This is a genomic window from Paraburkholderia sp. MM6662-R1, assembly GCF_050436245.1.
Taxonomy (GTDB): domain Bacteria; phylum Pseudomonadota; class Gammaproteobacteria; order Burkholderiales; family Burkholderiaceae; genus Paraburkholderia; species Paraburkholderia tuberum.
Genome location: NZ_JBNDLV010000004.1, coordinates 1,284,117 through 1,300,105 on the forward strand (window position 1 = coordinate 1,284,117; position 15,989 = coordinate 1,300,105).

A 15,989-nucleotide genomic window follows, 5' to 3' on the forward strand; every position below is an offset into this window, starting at 1 on the left:
CCCCAATTCAAATGCGAGCAGACATGTCCTCCGTTCAATCCCCGATCGCGGCCGGGCGCGCCACAGAAGAGTCGGATCGCGCACTCAGGAAAATCATCATTGCGTCGGTGGCCGGCAACGCGATGGAGTGGTACGACTTTTTCGTGTACGGCACCGCGGCTGCGCTCGTGCTCGGGCAACTTTTCTTTCCCGCGCACGCGGACCCGTTGATCGGCACGATCGGGGCGTTTGCCGCGTTTGCGATCGGCTTCGTCGCGCGTCCGCTGGGCGGCATCGTGTTCGGGCATATCGGCGACCGCTATGGACGCCGCGCGTCGCTCGTCTGGACGCTGCTGATCATGGGCTTTGCGACCTTCGGCATCGGGCTGTTGCCAACCTACGAGCACGTCGGTCTGGCCGCCCCCGCGGCGCTCGTGGGCTTGCGCTTGCTGCAAGGCATCGCATCAGGTGGCGAATGGGGCGGCGGCGTGCTGATGATCAGCGAGAACGCTCCGCCCGAAAAACGCGGCTATTTCGCGGCGTGGAGTCAGCTCGGCGTGGGCGGCGGCTTCGTGCTGTCGGCGGGCGCGTTCCTCGCGGTGCAAGCGCTGCCGCACGATCAGTTCATGTCATGGGGATGGCGTCTGCCGTTTCTCGCGAGCATCGTGATTTTCGCGCTCGGCGTGTACATCCGTCACAACCTGCCGGAGAGCCGCGACTTCGAGAACGCGGAGAAAGCCGGCAAGACCGCGCATATGCCGGTGCTCGAAGCGATCAAGCGTCACCCGAAAGAGATCCTGATGGCGATGGGTCTGCGGGTCGCGGAAAACGGCGGCGCCTATATCTTTCTCGCGTTTTCGCTCGTGTACGGCAAGTTCGTCGGCATTTCGAATTCGGTGATGCTGACCGGCGTGATGCTCGCGATGGTGGTCGAAATGGGCGCGATGCTCGCGTGGGGCAAGCTGTCGGACCGCATCGGGCGCAAGCCGGTGTATATGATCGGCGCGGTGTCGCTCGTGGTGATGGCGTTTCCGTTCTTCTGGCTGCTCAACACGCAGTCCACGCCGCTGATCTGGCTCGCGCTTCTGCTCGGCACGGCCGTCTGCCACGGCGCGATGATCGGCACGCTGCCAGCGCTCGTCGGCGAACTGTTCAGCACCGAAGTCCGTTATTCCGGCGTGGCGCTCGGTCACGAAGTCGCGTCGATCTTCGCGGGCGGCCTGTCGCCGCTGATCGCGACCGCGCTGCTCGCGCACTACCAGGCCTACTGGCCGGTTGCCGTGTTCCTGATCGTGCTCGGTCTCGTTACCGTCGTCACGCTGAAGTTCACGCACGAAACGCGTCAGCCGTAATGCTTCGCCTGCCTAACGTGCAAGCCTAACGTGCAAGCCTAACGTGCAAGCCTAACGTGCAAGCCTAACGTGCAAGCCTTCGCGCGGTGACGTGTATCGCGCGAAGGCTTCGCTTTGGCCCGCGCAGTCTGAGGTAAAGGAGTGCGGTAACATGGCACTCCCCCACGACCCGGTCCTCATGTCAGCGCATGAAAGTCGACACCACCACCGTTCGTCTCGTCGTCGCGATGGTCGAAGAGGGCAGCATCTCGCGGGCGGCCAACCGGCTGGGGCTCGCGGTGGCGGCGGCGTCGCGGCGCGTGTCGGATCTCGAGGAGCAACTCGGCACGAAGCTCTTCAGGCGCGTACCGCACGGCGTGGAAATGACCGAGTCGGGTGGCAAGCTGCTCGGCTATCTGCAGCAGGTCGACACGCTGGTGGACCGGCTCGCGAGCGAGGCGCAGGCACTCGTGAGCGGGTTCGACGGACGCATCGTGATCGGCGCGCCGAAAGCCGTGATCATCGAGTTTCTCGCCGCGGATATCGCCGCGATCCGGAATGCCTATCCGGGCATCTCGCTGAAGATCGTCGAAGAGAACAGCCGCATCGTGCAGCAGATGTTGCGCGACAAGATGATCGACATCGGCATCTACGAAAAGAAGAGCGGCTTTCTCGATCTGCCGCAAATGCGCTATCGCGAGGACCGGTTGGTGCTCGTTTATAGCCGCGCACATTTCCATCTTGATCCGCAGCCGATCACGCTCGACGCCTTGCTCGAGCTTCCGCTCGTCGGCCTCGGCAAGGGCTCGGCAATCCTTGCCGCCGTGCAGCGCGCGTTTCACAGCCGCGGCCGCCGCTTCGATTGCGACTATCTGGTCAATGGTTTCGACACGATGCTCGCCGTCGTGCGCCACGGGCTCGGCGTGGGTCTGATGCCGCCCGACGTGCTGCGCAGCTTCCATCCCGAGGACGGCCTCGGCGTCGTCGAGCTCGCGGGTGACTGGCATCAACGTAGCTACGTACTGTCTTGTGTGGAAGGACATGCGCAGGCGCAGACGCTGCGCAACGTCGAAGCCGCGCTCACGGCCGGACGGCGCGTGGCCGGCCGCTGAAGCGCAGGCGCAGCACTTCCTGCGCTCGACGCCCTCGACTGCAAAGCTCCCCCTTCGTCTTTTGCGAAACCAGGTATGACCGCCGCATTCTTGCGGCGGCACCCTCGCGTGCGCGACAGTTGACGCACGCCAACACGGTGCTGCAACGGCCGGCCGCGCGACGCGCTTCGCGCGACAGCGGCCCGGCAGGAAAAACAGGAGACGACATGACGCAAAGCCACGCACAAACACCATCCAGCGACGACGCGGATACGGACAACCGGCCGTTGCCGCTGCAGGGCATCCGTGTGCTCGACGTCAGCCAGGTGATGGCCGGCCCGTTCGCCTGCATGATGCTCGCCGATCTCGGCGCGGACGTCATCAAGGTCGAACCCCTCGAAGGCGACCAGACGCGCGGCGCCATGGGCTTCAAGATGAAAGGCCCGGACAGCATGGGCTTTCTGAACATGAACCGCAACAAGCGCTCGGTCGCGCTGGACCTGAAGACCGACGAAGGGCGCGAGTTTTTCTACAAGCTGGCCAAGACCGCCGACGTGATCGTCGAGAACTATCGGCCCGGCGTGGTTCAGCGGCTGCGGATCGATTACGAGACGATCCGTGAAATCAACCCGAAGATCGTCTACGCGAGCATCTCGGGCTTCGGTCAGAGCGGCCCGTGGTCGCAGCGCCCCGGCTTCGACCTGATGGCGCAGGCCATGTCCGGCGTCATGAGCGTGACGGGCTACAAAGGCGGCAAGCCCGTGAAGGCCGGCGTGCCGGTGGCGGACATCGGCTGTGCGCTGTTCGCCGTGTACGGCGTGCTTTCCGCTTATATCGGCGCGCAGAAGACCGGGCAGGGGCAACACGTCGACGCGTCTCTGTTCGATTCGGCGATGGCCTTCTCGATCTGGGATATGTCGGATTACTGGGGAACGGGTGTCGAGCCGACGCCGCTTGGCACCAGCAACAAGATGAGCGCGCCGTATCAGGCCGTGAAGGCGCGCGACGGTTACTTCGTGATGGGCGCAACCAACCAGAAGCTGTGGTCGCGTCTTTGCGAACTGCTGGAGCGGACCGATCTGCTGACGAATCCCGAGTTCGAGACCGTTTCCCTGCGCCTGAAGAACCGCGAAGCGCTGATCGAATCGCTCGAGAAGTCGTTCGGCCAGCGCGACTGCGAGGCATGGATCGAGACGATGCTGGCCGCGGGCATTCCCGCCGGACCGATCCTGTCGTATCCGCAAGCCTTCAGCAGCGAACATGCGCAGTATCGCCGCATGTGCATGGAGATCGACCATCCGGTTGAAGGCAAGGTCAAGAACATCGGCTTTCCGGTCAAGATGCTCGGTACGCCGCAGCGCGTAAGACGCCATCCGCCGCGGCTGGGCGAGCACAACGACGAGCTTTACGCAGAGATCAACGGGGCCGCGAAATGAGCGAAGCGACGAGTGAGAAAGTCAGGCTCGAACGTCTGACGGAGTCGGTCGCGCAGATCGTGATCGACCGCCCCGAGCGGCACAACGCGATGTCGATTCCGATGTACGAGACCTTGCTGGCATTGATCGACCAATGCCGCGCGGACGAAACCGTAGGTTGCATCGTGCTACGCGGCGCGGGCGGCAAGTCCTTTATCTCGGGCACCGACATCGACTACTTCCGCGACTTTACGGCAGGCTCGCAGGGCGTCGAATACGAAGCGCTCGTCGAACAGGTGATCGACGCGGTCGAACGCATTGCGGTGCCCACCGTCGCCGCGATCGACGGTTGGGCCGTGGGTGGCGGACTCGCCATCGCTACCGCGTGTGACTTCCGCATCTGTGCGCAGGGCTCGCGCTTCGGCGCGCCGATCGCAAAGACGTTATCGAACACGCTGTCGTCACGCAATCTCGCGAGGCTCGTGGCGGCATTCGGCGTGCCGCGCGTGAAGAAGATGCTGCTGCTCTCCGATTTCCTCAGCGCCGCCGAAGCGCACGCGTGCGGCTATGTGTATGACGTCACGGCGAAGGAACAGGTCGGCAACGCGGCGTGCGCGCTCGCCGAGCGGCTCGTTGCGCTATCGCCCGTGACGCAGCATGCGGTCAAGGAGAGCTTGCGGCGCATCGTGATCGATCAAAGCCTCGCAGACGAGGATCTCGTCGAGCAGGTGTACGGCAGCCAGCGGTTCCGCGACGCCGTCGCGGCCTTCGGCTCGGGAACGCCGAAGGGCTGAGCGTCCCGGATCGCACGCGCAATCGCGTGGCTTCACCGCAAAAAAATAAATGACATCTGGAGGACGACACATGAAACGCATGTCGCTGAAGGCCACCACCACCGTGCTGGTGATGTTGTGCCTGATGTATTTCATCACCTATGTGGATCGCGTCAACATCAGTACGGCAGCGGGGCAGTTCAAGAGCGAGTTCGGCCTCAGCAATACGCAGCTCGGCATCATTTTTTCGGCATTCGCGTATCCGTACGTGATCTTCCAGTTTGTCGGCGGATGGGTCAGCGACCGCTTCGGCGCGCGCCGCACGCTGCTTGCATGTGCGGCAATCTGGGCCGTGGCGACCGCGCTGACCGGCATGGCGGGCGGTTTCGCTTCGCTGACCGCGGCGCGCCTGCTGCTGGGTCTCGGCGAAGGCGCGACGTTTCCGGCCTCGACCAGCGCGATGGCCTCGTGTATGGCGTTGACCGCGCTGTCGCTGGTTCCCGTCGTGCTGCTGCACGATCCGATGATTTCGCTGATCTTCCTTGCCGCGGCGATGTTCTTCAACGAAATGAACGTCGGCCCGATGTGGGCGGTTCCGATGGACGTCGCCTACGACCGCTCCGGCACGGCCAGCGGCATCATGAGCGGCACCGGCTTCACTGCGGCGATCGTGAGCCCAGTCATCGCCGGGTTGGTCGCCGACCGGTTGCACAGCTGGGATCTGACGTTCGTACTGTCGATCGGCGTGATGCTCTTCGGCATCGTGCTGAGCTTCTTCACGAAGCCGAACATACCGTTCTCGAATGACGCGACGCAGCCGCGCAGCGAATCGCAACGCAAGGAGGACGCGCTGTCGGGCGCTTGACACTTCAGCATAAAATAAATTGCATTGATGCAAGCACGGTTTTTTAATCTATTTTGCTTATCCGATGCGGGGCGCTAATCTCGGCATATCGTCCCCCCAGGAATACATCGGAAGGCAATCATGCAAGCTTCAACCCTGAAAGTCCGCGTCGATGCCTTGTGCGAAGAAGCGCACGGGGTCCGCTCGTTCAGCATTTCGCGGCTCGATGGGCTGCCGTTCGAGCGCTACGAACCCGGCGCCCATATCGACGTCACGAGTCCTTCGGGCGTCACGCGGCAATACTCGTTGTGCGGCGACCCGGAGTGTATCGAGTCGCAGATTTTCGCGGTGAAGAAGGAGGAGCAATCGCGCGGCGGCTCGCGCTCGCTTCATGAAGAGGTGAGCGTCGGCACCGAACTGTCGGTCGGCGCGCCGCGCAACCTTTTTCGTCTCGAAGAAAGCGCGGACGAGCACATCCTGATCGGCGCGGGCATCGGCATTACGCCGTTGCTGTCGATGGCTTATCGGCTCGCCGCGCGGCACGCGCGCTTCACGCTGCACTATTTCGCCCGCAGCGAGGCGCACGCGGCCTTCATGACGCTGCTCACGCGCGAGCCGTTCGCACGGCACGTGAAGCTGCATTTCGGCGTGCAGCCCGAGGAGCTGAAACCCGCGCTCGATGCGTGCCTGCTCGATGCAGGCACGAACGCGCATGTCTACACGTGCGGTCCCTCGCCGTTCATGGATTTTGTCGTAGCGAGCGCTCAGCAACGCTTGCCCCCGGAAGCGATTCATCTCGAACGCTTCAAGGCGGAACCGGCTCCCGTGGCCGAAGCATCGCTCGACAGCTTCGACGTGCAATTGGCGAGCAGCGGTCAGACGGTGCGAGTCGATGCGAACACGTCGATCGTCGATGCGCTCGCGTCGATCGGTATCGAGGTGGACACATCGTGCGGCGAAGGCGTGTGCGGCACCTGCATGGTGGATGTGGTCAGCGGCGAGCCCGAGCATCGCGATCACTGCCTGAGCAAGGCCGAGCGCGCGAGCAATAGCGTGATCTGCTGCTGTGTGTCGCGCTCGCGCACTCCCGTGCTCGTGCTCGACCTCTGATTCACCTGCGCGCAATCACATCTTCTCGAAGCCCGCGAGGATCTCGGTGATGAGGCCGCGCATCCACGCGATGCCTTCGTCTTCGTGGAAGTGCTCGTGCCAGTGCATCGTCACGGCGGCCTTCGGCAGCGGCACGGGCAGTGCATAGATCCGGAACGCGTCGCCGCGATTGAGGATATGCGCGAGCCGTTCGGGCAGCGTCGCGAACAGATCCGTCGCGGCCAGCACGCCAGGCACCGCGACGAAGTGCGGCAACGCGAACGCGATATTGCGGCCGACGCGTTGCGCGCGCAGCGCGTCGTCGAGCGCATGGTGGCTATGTTCGAGCGAGCGCACCTGAATGTGCGACGCGGCCAGAAACCGTTCGAGCTTCAGCGTGTCACCGCTCGGCAGGTCGCGGCGCTTGCGCGTCATGCACACATACGATTCCTCGAACAGCAGGCTATGCCGCGTGCGCGGCAGCAGCGACGGCAGATTGCCGATCGCGAAGTCCAACCGGCTCGAGCGCAGCGCCTCCTCGATCTCCTCCACCGGCAACGGCTCGACGACCAGCTTCACGCGCGGCGCGGACTTCTGCAGCGCCGCGCACAGCGCGGGCAGATAGGCCATTTCGCCCGCATCCGATAGCGACAGACGAAACGTGCGCGTGCTCGTCGCCGGGTCGAAACGCTCCGCGTAACGCAGCGCCTGACGCACGGTGTCGAGCGCGTGGCCGACGATTTCCGCGAGCTCGAGCGCGACGGGGGTCGGCTGCATACCCGCGCGCGTGCGGATAAAGAGCGGATCGTCGAACATCGTGCGCAGACGGCCGAGCGAGTAGCTGACCGCGGGCTGCGACAGCGCGAGGCGTTCGCCCGCTTTCGTCAGGCTGCGCTCCTCGACGATCGCCTGAAACACCCTCAGCAGATTGAGATCGACGTGGTCGATGGAGGTCATGGGGTCTCTTGTGATATCAGCCGAACTTATTCGGCAACCTGTTTTTAATCGATTTGACGCATGATCGTCGCAAAGCGAGACTGATGTCAACGAGAGGATGCGCTGATGTGTTGCACGCGACTCGTCGCGTCGATGTGCGTCTTCATTCCAACCACGCAACTGTTCCCCGCATACAATGAGTACGCCGACCTATCAAACCATCGACACCAGCGCCTTAGCCAGGCGCGCCGAGGCCGATCGCATCGCGCCTTCGCTGTACTACGATCCCGAGCTGTTCGAAGTCGAACTGGAGCGCATTTTCTACAAGACGTGGCTCTGGGTCGCGCATGACAGCGAGCTGCCGAAGCCCGGCGATTTCATCACGACGACGATCGGCCGGCAGCCGGTGATCGTCGTGCGCGACAAGAGCGGCGCGGTCAACGTGCTGCAAAACCGCTGCCGGCATCGCGGCGCGACCGTGTGCGAAGAGCACAAGGGCAATGCGAAGGGCTTCACGTGCCCGTATCACAGCTGGTCTTATGCGCTCGACGGCACGCTGCGCGCTCTGCCGTACGGCGATGGTTACGAAGGCGTATGCGAAAAGGGCGATCTGCCGCTGAAAAAGCTGCGAGTGGGCGTCTATCAGGGCCTCATTTTCGCCAGCTTCAACGAAACGATCGAACCGCTCGAAGACTTCCTCGGCGGCGCGAAGCCGTGGATCGACCTGTTCATGAAGCAGGGCGCGGGCTATCCGATCAAGGCCAACGGCGAGCACAAGTTCAAGTTCAAGGGCAACTGGAAGATCCAGCTCGAAAACACGACGGATCTGTACCACTTTCCGGTCGTGCACAAGTCGTGGATGAAGTCCATCGACGACGAAACCGCCGCCGCGATCACCAGCTTCATGACGAGCGACCAGGCGTTCTGCCGCTCGCTCGGCAACGGTCACAGCCTCGCGGTGCTGATGCCCGAGATCGTCGATCTGGACCGCGACGATGGCGCGCCGCTGCCCGAGCGCTTCAGCGAACTCGCCGCGCAACTCGCGCAAAAGCACCCGCCGGAAGAAGTGCGCCGCATCGTGCGCTCGCTGATGGGCGTCGGCTTCAACCTGAACCTGTTCCCGAATCTCGCGCTGTCGATGGCGTTCTTCCGTGTGCTGCGGCCGATTTCCGCCGAGGAAACGGAGATTCGCCACGTCGCGCTCGCGATGGACGGCGGTCCTGAAGAAGCGAACCGCGTGCGCCTGCGCATTCACGAGCACTTCCAGGGCCCCTTCGGCTTCGGCAGTCCCGACGACGCCGAAGCGTGGGAGCGCGTGCAGCGCGGCTCGCATGCGGGACCGGACGTACCGATCCTCGTCAATCGCGGTCTGAATCGCGAAACGACCGCCGCGAACGGCGAGAAAACCGCCCACGCAACCGATGAAACCGGCATGCGCGAAGCCTACAAGCAATGGCGCGCAATGATGGAGCAGGCATGATGGACGACAGAAACGCACTCTTTTCCCATCAGACCTTTGCGCGCGCGATCGAGTTCATCTGGCGCGAAGCCGAATTGCTCGATCGACGCGACTATCGCGAGTGGCTCGAGTTGTGGGACCCGGCGGGCCACTACGTGGTGCCGATCGATCCGAACACGACCGATTACGCGGCAACGCTGAACTACGCGTACGACGATCAGCACATGCGCGAGCTGCGCGTGCAGCGCATGACGTCGGGCTATTCGGCATCCGCGTCGGATGCCGCGCGCACGGTGCGCACGGTGTCGCGCTTCACGCTCGCGAGCGATAGCGCGGACGTGGTCGAAGTGAAGTCGTCGCAGATCATCATCGCGTACAAGCGCGGCACGTCGACGATCTTCGCGGCCGATCTGACGCACAAGATCAGCATGGCGAGCGGCGAGCCGCGTCTCGTCGAGAAAGTGATCCGCCTGATCGATTCCACCGATGCGCTGAGCGCGATCGGCTTCCTGCTCTGACCGGTCATCATGCCGACACTCGAAGGCTATCAACCGAACCAAGGAACGTTCCTATGAGCGACAACCGAAACCTGCCTTTGCGTGTGCTGTTCTGCTGCGGCGTCTCGCAGAACTTCTTCGACTTGCCGCGCGAACAGATCGGCGAAGTGTGGCAAGCGTACGGCAAGATGCTGAACGCGATCGAAGCGATGGAAAACGTGCGCGTGCTGGGCGTGATGGACGACGATCGGCTCGTGGTCGGCAACGCCGATGGCGCGCCGTGGACGTTCTACATCATGGCCGACGTCGCCGACTTCGATACCGCGGTGGCCGTGTGCAATCTGTATCGGACGACGCCGGTCGGCGACTACAACCTGTGGCGCTACGGCAAGATCGAGGCGCGCGTGGGCCGTGCGCTGACGGTGCCGCCAGCGGTCGCCAACCATGCGTGACGCGATGACCGATCCGGCTATCGACGCGCTGCTCGCGCGCGTCAAAGCGCTAGAAGCACAGAACGCGGTGCGTAAGACGATCGCGCGCTACATGGCGCTGTGCGATGTGCCCATGCGCGCGCTCGAAGGCGAGGCGCTCGCCGCGCTGTTCGCCGAAGACGCGATCTGGGAAGGCATCGGCCCGCAGTACGCGGACAAGTTCGGGCGTCTCGAAGGGCCGGCGCAGATCGTCGCGATGCTGCAGCGTTATCTGCCGCCCACGCCGCACTTCGCGAGCAATGTCCACTTTCTGACTGCGGAGCATATCGAGGCGAACGGCGACACGGCGAAGGGTCGCTGGATCATGTTGCAGGCTTCGGGTTATGTCGATGCGAAAGCGGAACTGATCGCGGCGCGCCTCGAAGTCGACTTCGTGCCCGCCACTCACGATGCGGGCGCGACATGGCTGATCCGCCATTTCCGTACCGAGCGTCTTTTCGATGCACCGTGGCAAGTCAACCCGGCCCAGGGAGTTTCGGCATGAGCGCATTTCTGCAGACATTCGATCTGAGCGCGGCGGACAACGCCGACGCGCCGACGATCGCGATCAAGGACAGCATCGACGTCGCCGGCTACGCGACGACAGCGGCAAGCCGCGCGCTTGCCGACGCACCGCTTGCATCGGAGCACGCCGAAGTCGTGCGGCGTTTGCTCGACGCCGGCTGGCGCGTCACTGGCAAGACCAACATGCACGAACTCGCGTTCGGCATGACCGGCATCAACGACTTTTCCGGCACGCCGGTCAATCCGCAGGACGCGGCACGCATTCCGGGCGGATCGTCGAGCGGGTCCGCGTCGGCGGTCGGGCAGAAGTTCGTGGACGCCGCGCTCGGTACCGACACCGGTGGCTCGGTCCGCGGTCCCGCCGCATGCTGCGGCGTTATCGGGCTGAAGCCGACGTTCGGCCGCGTGTCGCGGCACGGCGTGGCGCCGCGCGTCACGACACTCGACTGCGTTGGACCGTTTACGCGCGAGACGGACACGCTGATTCGCGTGATGACGGCGATCGATCCTTCGTTTCGCGCTGACGATGCGCGTCGAGACGTTTCGCAGTTGCGCATTGGCATGGTCGCAGTCGACGCGGATGACGACATCGCCAAAGCAATCGCCGACGCTGTCGGAAAGTCCGAACTCGCCATGCAAGCGATCGAACTCGCGTCGCTGAAGGACGCATTCACGGCCGGCCTCGCGGTGATCAACGCGGAGACATCGCGCGCATTCGGCCATCTGGTGGCAAGCGGCAAGCTCGGCGCCGATATCGAAGCGCGCCTGCGCGCGGCCGCGGCCACGAGCGCCGCCGATCTCGACGCGGCGGAACGCGTGCGCCGCACCTTCACCGACGAAGTGGACCGCGCGCTCGACCGGGTCGACGTACTCGTGCTGCCGACGCTGCCTGCATTGCCGATCACGCTCGAAGCGGCACGCGCCGGCACGTCGGTGATCGGCATGTCGTCGTTGATCCGGCCGTTCAACCTGAGCGGGCATCCGGCGCTGAGCCTGCCCGTTCCGATCGAACGCTCGACGCTGAAGGCGGGCCTGCAAATCATCGGTCGCAAGAACGACGACGAAACGGTGTGCGCGGTCGCCGCGCACCTCGAAGCGCGCCTCGGGCAATCCGCCTGAACGCAATCAAGGAGTCAGCAACATGTCGAACAGAATCGCGCTCGTGACGGGCGCCGAGCGCGGACTTGGCGCCGTTGTCGCGCGTCGTTTTCACGAAGCAGGCTACAGGGTTGCGCTGGCCGATATCGCGATCGAACCCGCGCAAGCGCTCGCGCATGAACTCAGCAGCGACGGCTCGAGCGCCTGCGCAATCCGGCTCGACGTCACGCGCAAGGCGGACTTCGAAGCGGCGCGCGACGCGTTGCTCGAACGTTGGGGCGGCGTGGACGCGCTCGTCAACAATGCGGGCGCCTCGAAGGTCGTGCCCGTGATGGACATTACCGCCGAGCAGTTCGATCAGTTGATCAACGTGAATCTGCGCAGCGTGCTGTTCGGCTGCCAGGTATTCGGGCAGTACTTCGCGCAGCGCGGCGTGGGCCGCATCGTCAATATCGCATCGCTGGCGGGGCAGAATGGCGGCTCGGCAACGGGCGCGCACTATGCGGCCGCGAAGGGCGGCGTACTGACGCTGACCAAGGTCTTCGCGCGCGATCTCGCCGCGCGCGGTGTGACAGTCAACGCGATCTCGCCGGGGCCGCTCGATTTGCCGATCGTTCACGAGAGCGTGGCGGCGGACAAGCTGGCAAAAGTGATCGAAGCGATACCGGTCGGCAAGCTCGGGGCCGCGTCGTATGTTGCCGATGTCGCGGTGATGCTCGCTTCCGGTGACGCTTATTTCGCCAATGGCGCGTGCTGGGACGTCAACGGAGGCCTGTACATGCGCTGATGCGTCTGCAAGGGCCGAGGCGGCCGGGTCATTCCGGCCGCTCGTCCAACGGGCTCAATACTTCGAGCACGCCGCGCACGAGGGTCGGAATCGACGAAGCGCCGAGCTTTTTCTTGATGCATCGCGCGATGCACGTCCACGGTTTTCACACTGATCGACAGGTCCGCCGCAATGACCTTGCTCGGCTTCCCCTCGATCAAACCGTGCAGCACTTCCTTCTCGCGCGACGTGAGCGAGTTGATCCGCTCACGCAGTTCGAGTTGGCGCATGTGTTTCGCGTGACGCTGGGACGCGAGTTTCATTGCGCGTTGAATGCGCTCGAGCATCTGCTGCGAGTTGTACGGCTTCTCGACGAAGTCGGCTCGGACTCGGTCATGTTCGTGAAGACCACGCAGATTCGCGTGCGCGCCGACGGCGACAGCCTGATTTACTTCGACCGGAATTTTCACCGGGTGCCGCGCGCGTGGAAGGGGCAATGAGTCATTTGAAGCGCTGCCGGCCAGCTCGGGCTCCGGCAGCGCTTAAGTTGTCGCTCCGGACATGGCTCCCGTAAAACCTCACCATTGCCCGGACCTCCTGGAACTCCTCACCATTCGCACTACTTCAGCAACGCCATCTGCACGACCTTGACGATCACGAGCGCGATCGCGAGCAGCAGATAGCCGCGCAGCACGCCCATCCATACGCGTTTGGCGAGCGTCAGACGCGGCGGCGGCAGTTCGTCGAGCGGCGGCATGCGCCACGTGTTGCGCGCGTCCTTCGCATAGACCGGAGCCGGCTCGGCCGCGGACTCGCCGCGCAGCTCGCGCATCCCGAAGCTCGCCACATACCCGACGACCGCGAGCAACGTGCCGCCCGCCAGTACTTCGATGATCGTTTCCGCCGCGATGTCCGGATAGATCACCGACGCGGTCAGGATGATCGACAGCATCACGAGCACCCAGATCACCGCGCCGGTAAACAGATTGAGCTTCTTCGAATTGGCCCACGGACCGAGCACCGCGCGATCGTTGCACAGCAGCAGCAGGAACACGGTCGCGCTCGGCAGCAGTACGCCGGCGAGCGTCTGCACCGCTTCGGTCAACAGACCGAGCGGGCTGCCTGGAATCAGCACCAATGCCGCGGCGGCCGCGACGATCGCGAAGTACACGACGTAGAAGCCCTTCGCATCCGACACGCTACGGTGCAGCGAATGGCGGATCTTGAACACGTCGCCGATCGCATAGGCGGTCGATAGCGACACAGCCGCCGCGCCGATCACGCACGCGTCGAACAGCGCGATCGCGAACAGCACGGCCGAGGTACGTCCCGCGTATCTCTCGAGACCGGCGATCACACCGCCCGCGTCCGTGAAGTTGCCGAACCCGGGCCGTCCGTCGAACAGCGCCGCGCTGAACGAGATCATCGCGACCGCGCCGATCAGTACGAACACGATGCCGATCCACAGGTCGGCTTTTTCGTAGTTCATGAAGCGCGGCGTGATGCGCTTGTCGACCACATAGCTCTGCTGGAAGAACAACTGCCACGGAGCAACCGTCGTGCCGACGATGCCGATTACGAGCAGCATCACGTCGGACAGCTTCGAGTGCGCGGGCCAGTTCGGAATGAAGAAGTCGCGCGCGATCTGGCCGACCGGCGGGTGAATCGACACGAGCACCGGCACGAGCAGCAGGCTCAACACGCACAGCGCGACCGCGAAACGCTCGAAGCGGCGGAAGTCGCCGGTGCTGACGGCGGCCATCGTCAGCGCCGCGGCGATGCACACGCCCGCGATCTTCGAGACGCCGAAGAAGTCGAGCACGAACGTGATGCCGATGAATTCCGTCACGATGGTTAGCGCGTTCAGCAGGAACAGATCGACGACGCTGAACGCGCCCCAGAACTTGCCGAAGCGCTCGAAAATAAGCCGCGCGTGGCCCACGCCCGTGACCGCACCGAGCCGCAACACCATCTCCTGATTGACGAACAGCACCGGCACCAGCAACAGCATGGTCCACAGCAACGTAGTGCCGTAGTTCTGGCCGGCCTGCGTGTAGATGCCGAATGCGCCCGCGTCGTTGTCGCCGACCATCACGATCAGACCGGGGCCGAGGATCGCGAGCAGCGTGCGCAGGCGCGCCCACCAGCTCGTGCGTGGCGCGATGTCATGGTGAGCGATCGTGCCGAGCGCGCCCTTGATATCGCCGACGTGTGCCGAATCGAGCACGGCGCTGCGCGCGGAGGAAATGTTCGTCGGAGTAGACATGTCGTTCTCTCCTGGTTGTATTTGTCGAAGGTCGGATCGCGAAACGCTATGCCACGCGCGACATCACGCGACGGCAGAAGGCGATGAACGGATGCGGTGCGTGCAGCACGAGCATGCCGTCGTAATGGGCGCGCGATTCCTGCACACGCGGGAACTGCGAAAGAAGGAGGCCGAATTGCATGAGGGATCTCCGGGCGCCGGTTTCGACGCGCTGGTGGAAAGCCAGCAGACACGGAGGCCGCGTATGTCCGGGCGCGGCGGTGGAGGTCTACTCGCTTTCCTCAGTTGATAGAACGGGGAAGCGGCATAAGGGATAACTGTCACTGTCGGGCATGGCGGCTCCTTGTCGGTGTGTAGCGGGGACTGCGTTCGAGCGTCTGAAGCGTTCGCTACGCACGCTCGCTACACACGTTCGCTACGCACGTGTTTATCCACGCGTTCGGCGCGCATTGCGTTGAACTGTTTGCGTTGACTGACAACGCGCGCGCAAACGCGACCGCAAGCGCAAGGCTCGCGATGCGACGCCGTATCGGCGCGGGAACGCGCGTGAACGCGGCGTTCCTGTCATGCGGATACGACGTTACTTTAGGTGCACGGGAAGAAACTGCGGCGCGCACCGTCTGCCAACTGGCAAGACGGCGGCTGATGAAGAGAGCGCGGACGTCCTGCCGGTCAGGCAGCGAATCTGTTCGAAAGTCGGCTACTGCAGGTGTCCAAGGCACGAGCCCCATCGGTGATGATTTTTGAATTCTAGGGTTCGCCTTCCGCCGAGGTCAACCTGTTTCTTAAGCAGAGCAAAAAAAATGTGCGGCGCGCGACGGTGGGCACTTTGAATGACATGCGGGTCGAGGCCGATATAGGGGGGAGGTCGAACAGGCGGCACCGATCCGTCCGGCCGATGCCACCACGCCGTGCTCACTGATTGGCGCGCCGTCGCTCGGTCAGCCGGTTATGCACGCTTCTGACGCCGCGAACCGATCGCGCGGCGTTGCCGGCTCGCGCGATTTGCGATTGCCGCGGCACGGTGCCGGTCAGCGTAACGATGCCGTGACGCGCTTCGACACGGATGTTCGCCGAATTGAGGTTCGTGGTGCGCGTGAAAGCGCGGCGGACGTCGCGGACGATTGCGCTGTCGGACCGGTTGTTGTTCCGGTTCGAAGCCGCTGGGACCGACTGGCTTTGCATCGACGCATCGTTCGGCATCTCGCGCGTCTGTGCGTTTGCACAGGTCGCGCAAGTCGCGATGGCCACCGCGAACAGTGCACCGAGGATTCTGCTCGCGCCGTTTGTTTTCATTCTTCCTCCTTTGCCGGTTTGTCAGGAACTGCCGTTCGAGCCGCGTGCTGCCAGCGGGGAAGAGGCGGCGCAACGCACTACCGCCTCGCGACGAGTCATCGACCGTCGGCCCCGATTATATTCTGCGGCGCACGCGCCGATACTGATAGGTGAG

Annotated in this window: 16 protein-coding genes and 2 pseudogenes; 13 read left to right on the forward strand and 5 right to left on the reverse strand. The window is 63.9% G+C overall.

Annotation, left to right across the window (positions count from 1 at the left end; translation table 11 throughout):
* Window positions 1-23 precede the first annotated feature (23 nt).
* From OKW39_RS35865 to OKW39_RS35890, 6 genes are all read left to right on the forward strand, one after another.
* Window positions 24-1,331 (forward strand): MFS transporter, encoded by a 1,308-nt coding sequence (locus tag OKW39_RS35865; RefSeq protein WP_429564797.1) that lies wholly within the window; start codon window positions 24-26, stop codon window positions 1,329-1,331.
* A gap of 188 nt (window positions 1,332-1,519) precedes the next feature.
* A complete protein-coding gene (locus tag OKW39_RS35870) occupies window positions 1,520-2,422 on the forward strand; it encodes a LysR family transcriptional regulator (RefSeq protein ID WP_429564798.1) in 903 nt (300 codons plus the stop codon).
* Between the two features lie 206 nt (window positions 2,423-2,628).
* Window positions 2,629-3,837 carry a CaiB/BaiF CoA transferase family protein gene (locus tag OKW39_RS35875; protein ID WP_090810335.1) on the forward strand — a complete coding sequence of 403 codons (1,209 nt, stop codon included), beginning with the start codon at window positions 2,629-2,631 and terminating at the stop codon, window positions 3,835-3,837.
* Complete coding sequence (locus OKW39_RS35880; RefSeq protein WP_187618495.1) at window positions 3,834-4,610, forward strand: enoyl-CoA hydratase; 777 nt, start codon at window positions 3,834-3,836, stop codon at window positions 4,608-4,610. Before OKW39_RS35875 ends, OKW39_RS35880 begins: the two co-directional genes overlap by 4 nt.
* A 70-nt stretch (window positions 4,611-4,680) precedes the next feature.
* The gene (locus tag OKW39_RS35885) at window positions 4,681-5,454 is read left to right on the forward strand and encodes an MFS transporter (RefSeq protein ID WP_429564799.1); all 774 of its coding nucleotides are present in this window, start codon (window positions 4,681-4,683) and stop codon (window positions 5,452-5,454) included.
* A gap of 120 nt (window positions 5,455-5,574) precedes the next feature.
* Window positions 5,575-6,543, forward strand: a complete 969-nt coding sequence (locus OKW39_RS35890; protein ID WP_429564800.1) for a PDR/VanB family oxidoreductase — start codon at window positions 5,575-5,577, stop codon at window positions 6,541-6,543.
* A 15-nt stretch (window positions 6,544-6,558) separates the two neighbouring features.
* Here the strand turns inward: OKW39_RS35890 and OKW39_RS35895 are convergent, their stop codons facing one another.
* The gene (locus tag OKW39_RS35895; RefSeq protein WP_090808172.1) at window positions 6,559-7,479 is read right to left on the reverse strand and encodes a LysR family transcriptional regulator; all 921 of its coding nucleotides are present in this window, start codon (window positions 7,477-7,479) and stop codon (window positions 6,559-6,561) included.
* Window positions 7,480-7,654: 175 nt separating this feature from the next.
* On the opposite strand from OKW39_RS35895, the gene OKW39_RS35900 reads away from it, so the two are divergent.
* Genes OKW39_RS35900 through OKW39_RS35925 form a run of 6 tightly spaced genes read left to right on the forward strand, consistent with a single transcriptional unit; the run spans window position 7,655 to window position 12,294 of the window.
* Window positions 7,655-8,938 carry an aromatic ring-hydroxylating oxygenase subunit alpha gene (locus OKW39_RS35900; RefSeq protein WP_429564801.1) on the forward strand — a complete coding sequence of 428 codons (1,284 nt, stop codon included), beginning with the start codon at window positions 7,655-7,657 and terminating at the stop codon, window positions 8,936-8,938.
* The gene (locus OKW39_RS35905) at window positions 8,935-9,435 is read left to right on the forward strand and encodes an aromatic-ring-hydroxylating dioxygenase subunit beta (RefSeq protein ID WP_026226450.1); all 501 of its coding nucleotides are present in this window, start codon (window positions 8,935-8,937) and stop codon (window positions 9,433-9,435) included. Before OKW39_RS35900 ends, OKW39_RS35905 begins: the two co-directional genes overlap by 4 nt.
* Window positions 9,436-9,488: 53 nt before the next feature.
* Window positions 9,489-9,866 (forward strand): hypothetical protein, encoded by a 378-nt coding sequence (locus tag OKW39_RS35910; RefSeq protein ID WP_184073051.1) that lies wholly within the window; start codon window positions 9,489-9,491, stop codon window positions 9,864-9,866.
* Complete coding sequence (locus tag OKW39_RS35915) at window positions 9,859-10,389, forward strand: nuclear transport factor 2 family protein (protein ID WP_429564802.1); 531 nt, start codon at window positions 9,859-9,861, stop codon at window positions 10,387-10,389. Before OKW39_RS35910 ends, OKW39_RS35915 begins: the two co-directional genes overlap by 8 nt.
* Window positions 10,386-11,528: an amidase gene (locus tag OKW39_RS35920; protein ID WP_429564803.1), complete on the forward strand. Its 1,143-nt coding sequence runs from the start codon at window positions 10,386-10,388 to the stop codon at window positions 11,526-11,528. The genes OKW39_RS35915 and OKW39_RS35920 overlap by 4 nt, the downstream gene beginning before the upstream one ends.
* Window positions 11,529-11,550: 22 nt before the next feature.
* Window positions 11,551-12,294: an SDR family NAD(P)-dependent oxidoreductase gene (locus OKW39_RS35925; protein ID WP_429564804.1), complete on the forward strand. Its 744-nt coding sequence runs from the start codon at window positions 11,551-11,553 to the stop codon at window positions 12,292-12,294.
* Between the two features lie 28 nt (window positions 12,295-12,322).
* On the opposite strand, the pseudogene OKW39_RS35930 reads toward OKW39_RS35925, so the two are convergent.
* Window positions 12,323-12,653, reverse strand: a pseudogene (locus tag OKW39_RS35930) (response regulator transcription factor); the annotation flags it as partial.
* On the opposite strand from OKW39_RS35930, the pseudogene OKW39_RS35935 reads away from it, so the two are divergent.
* Window positions 12,645-12,773, forward strand: a pseudogene (locus OKW39_RS35935) (4-hydroxyphenylacetate 3-monooxygenase reductase subunit); the annotation flags it as partial. The pseudogenes OKW39_RS35930 and OKW39_RS35935 sit on opposite strands and share 9 nt — an antisense overlap.
* A gap of 119 nt (window positions 12,774-12,892) precedes the next feature.
* Here the strand turns inward: OKW39_RS35935 and OKW39_RS35940 are convergent.
* The 3 genes from OKW39_RS35940 to OKW39_RS35950 form a co-directional block, all read right to left on the reverse strand.
* Window positions 12,893-14,539: an NRAMP family divalent metal transporter gene (locus tag OKW39_RS35940; protein WP_429564805.1), complete on the reverse strand. Its 1,647-nt coding sequence runs from the start codon at window positions 14,537-14,539 to the stop codon at window positions 12,893-12,895.
* Between the two features lie 46 nt (window positions 14,540-14,585).
* Window positions 14,586-14,720 carry a hypothetical protein gene (locus tag OKW39_RS35945; protein ID WP_018424053.1) on the reverse strand — a complete coding sequence of 45 codons (135 nt, stop codon included), beginning with the start codon at window positions 14,718-14,720 and terminating at the stop codon, window positions 14,586-14,588.
* A gap of 734 nt (window positions 14,721-15,454) precedes the next feature.
* Window positions 15,455-15,835, reverse strand: coding sequence for a BON domain-containing protein (locus OKW39_RS35950; RefSeq protein ID WP_429333120.1), 381 nt, complete (start codon window positions 15,833-15,835; stop codon window positions 15,455-15,457).
* Window positions 15,836-15,989 lie beyond the last annotated feature (154 nt).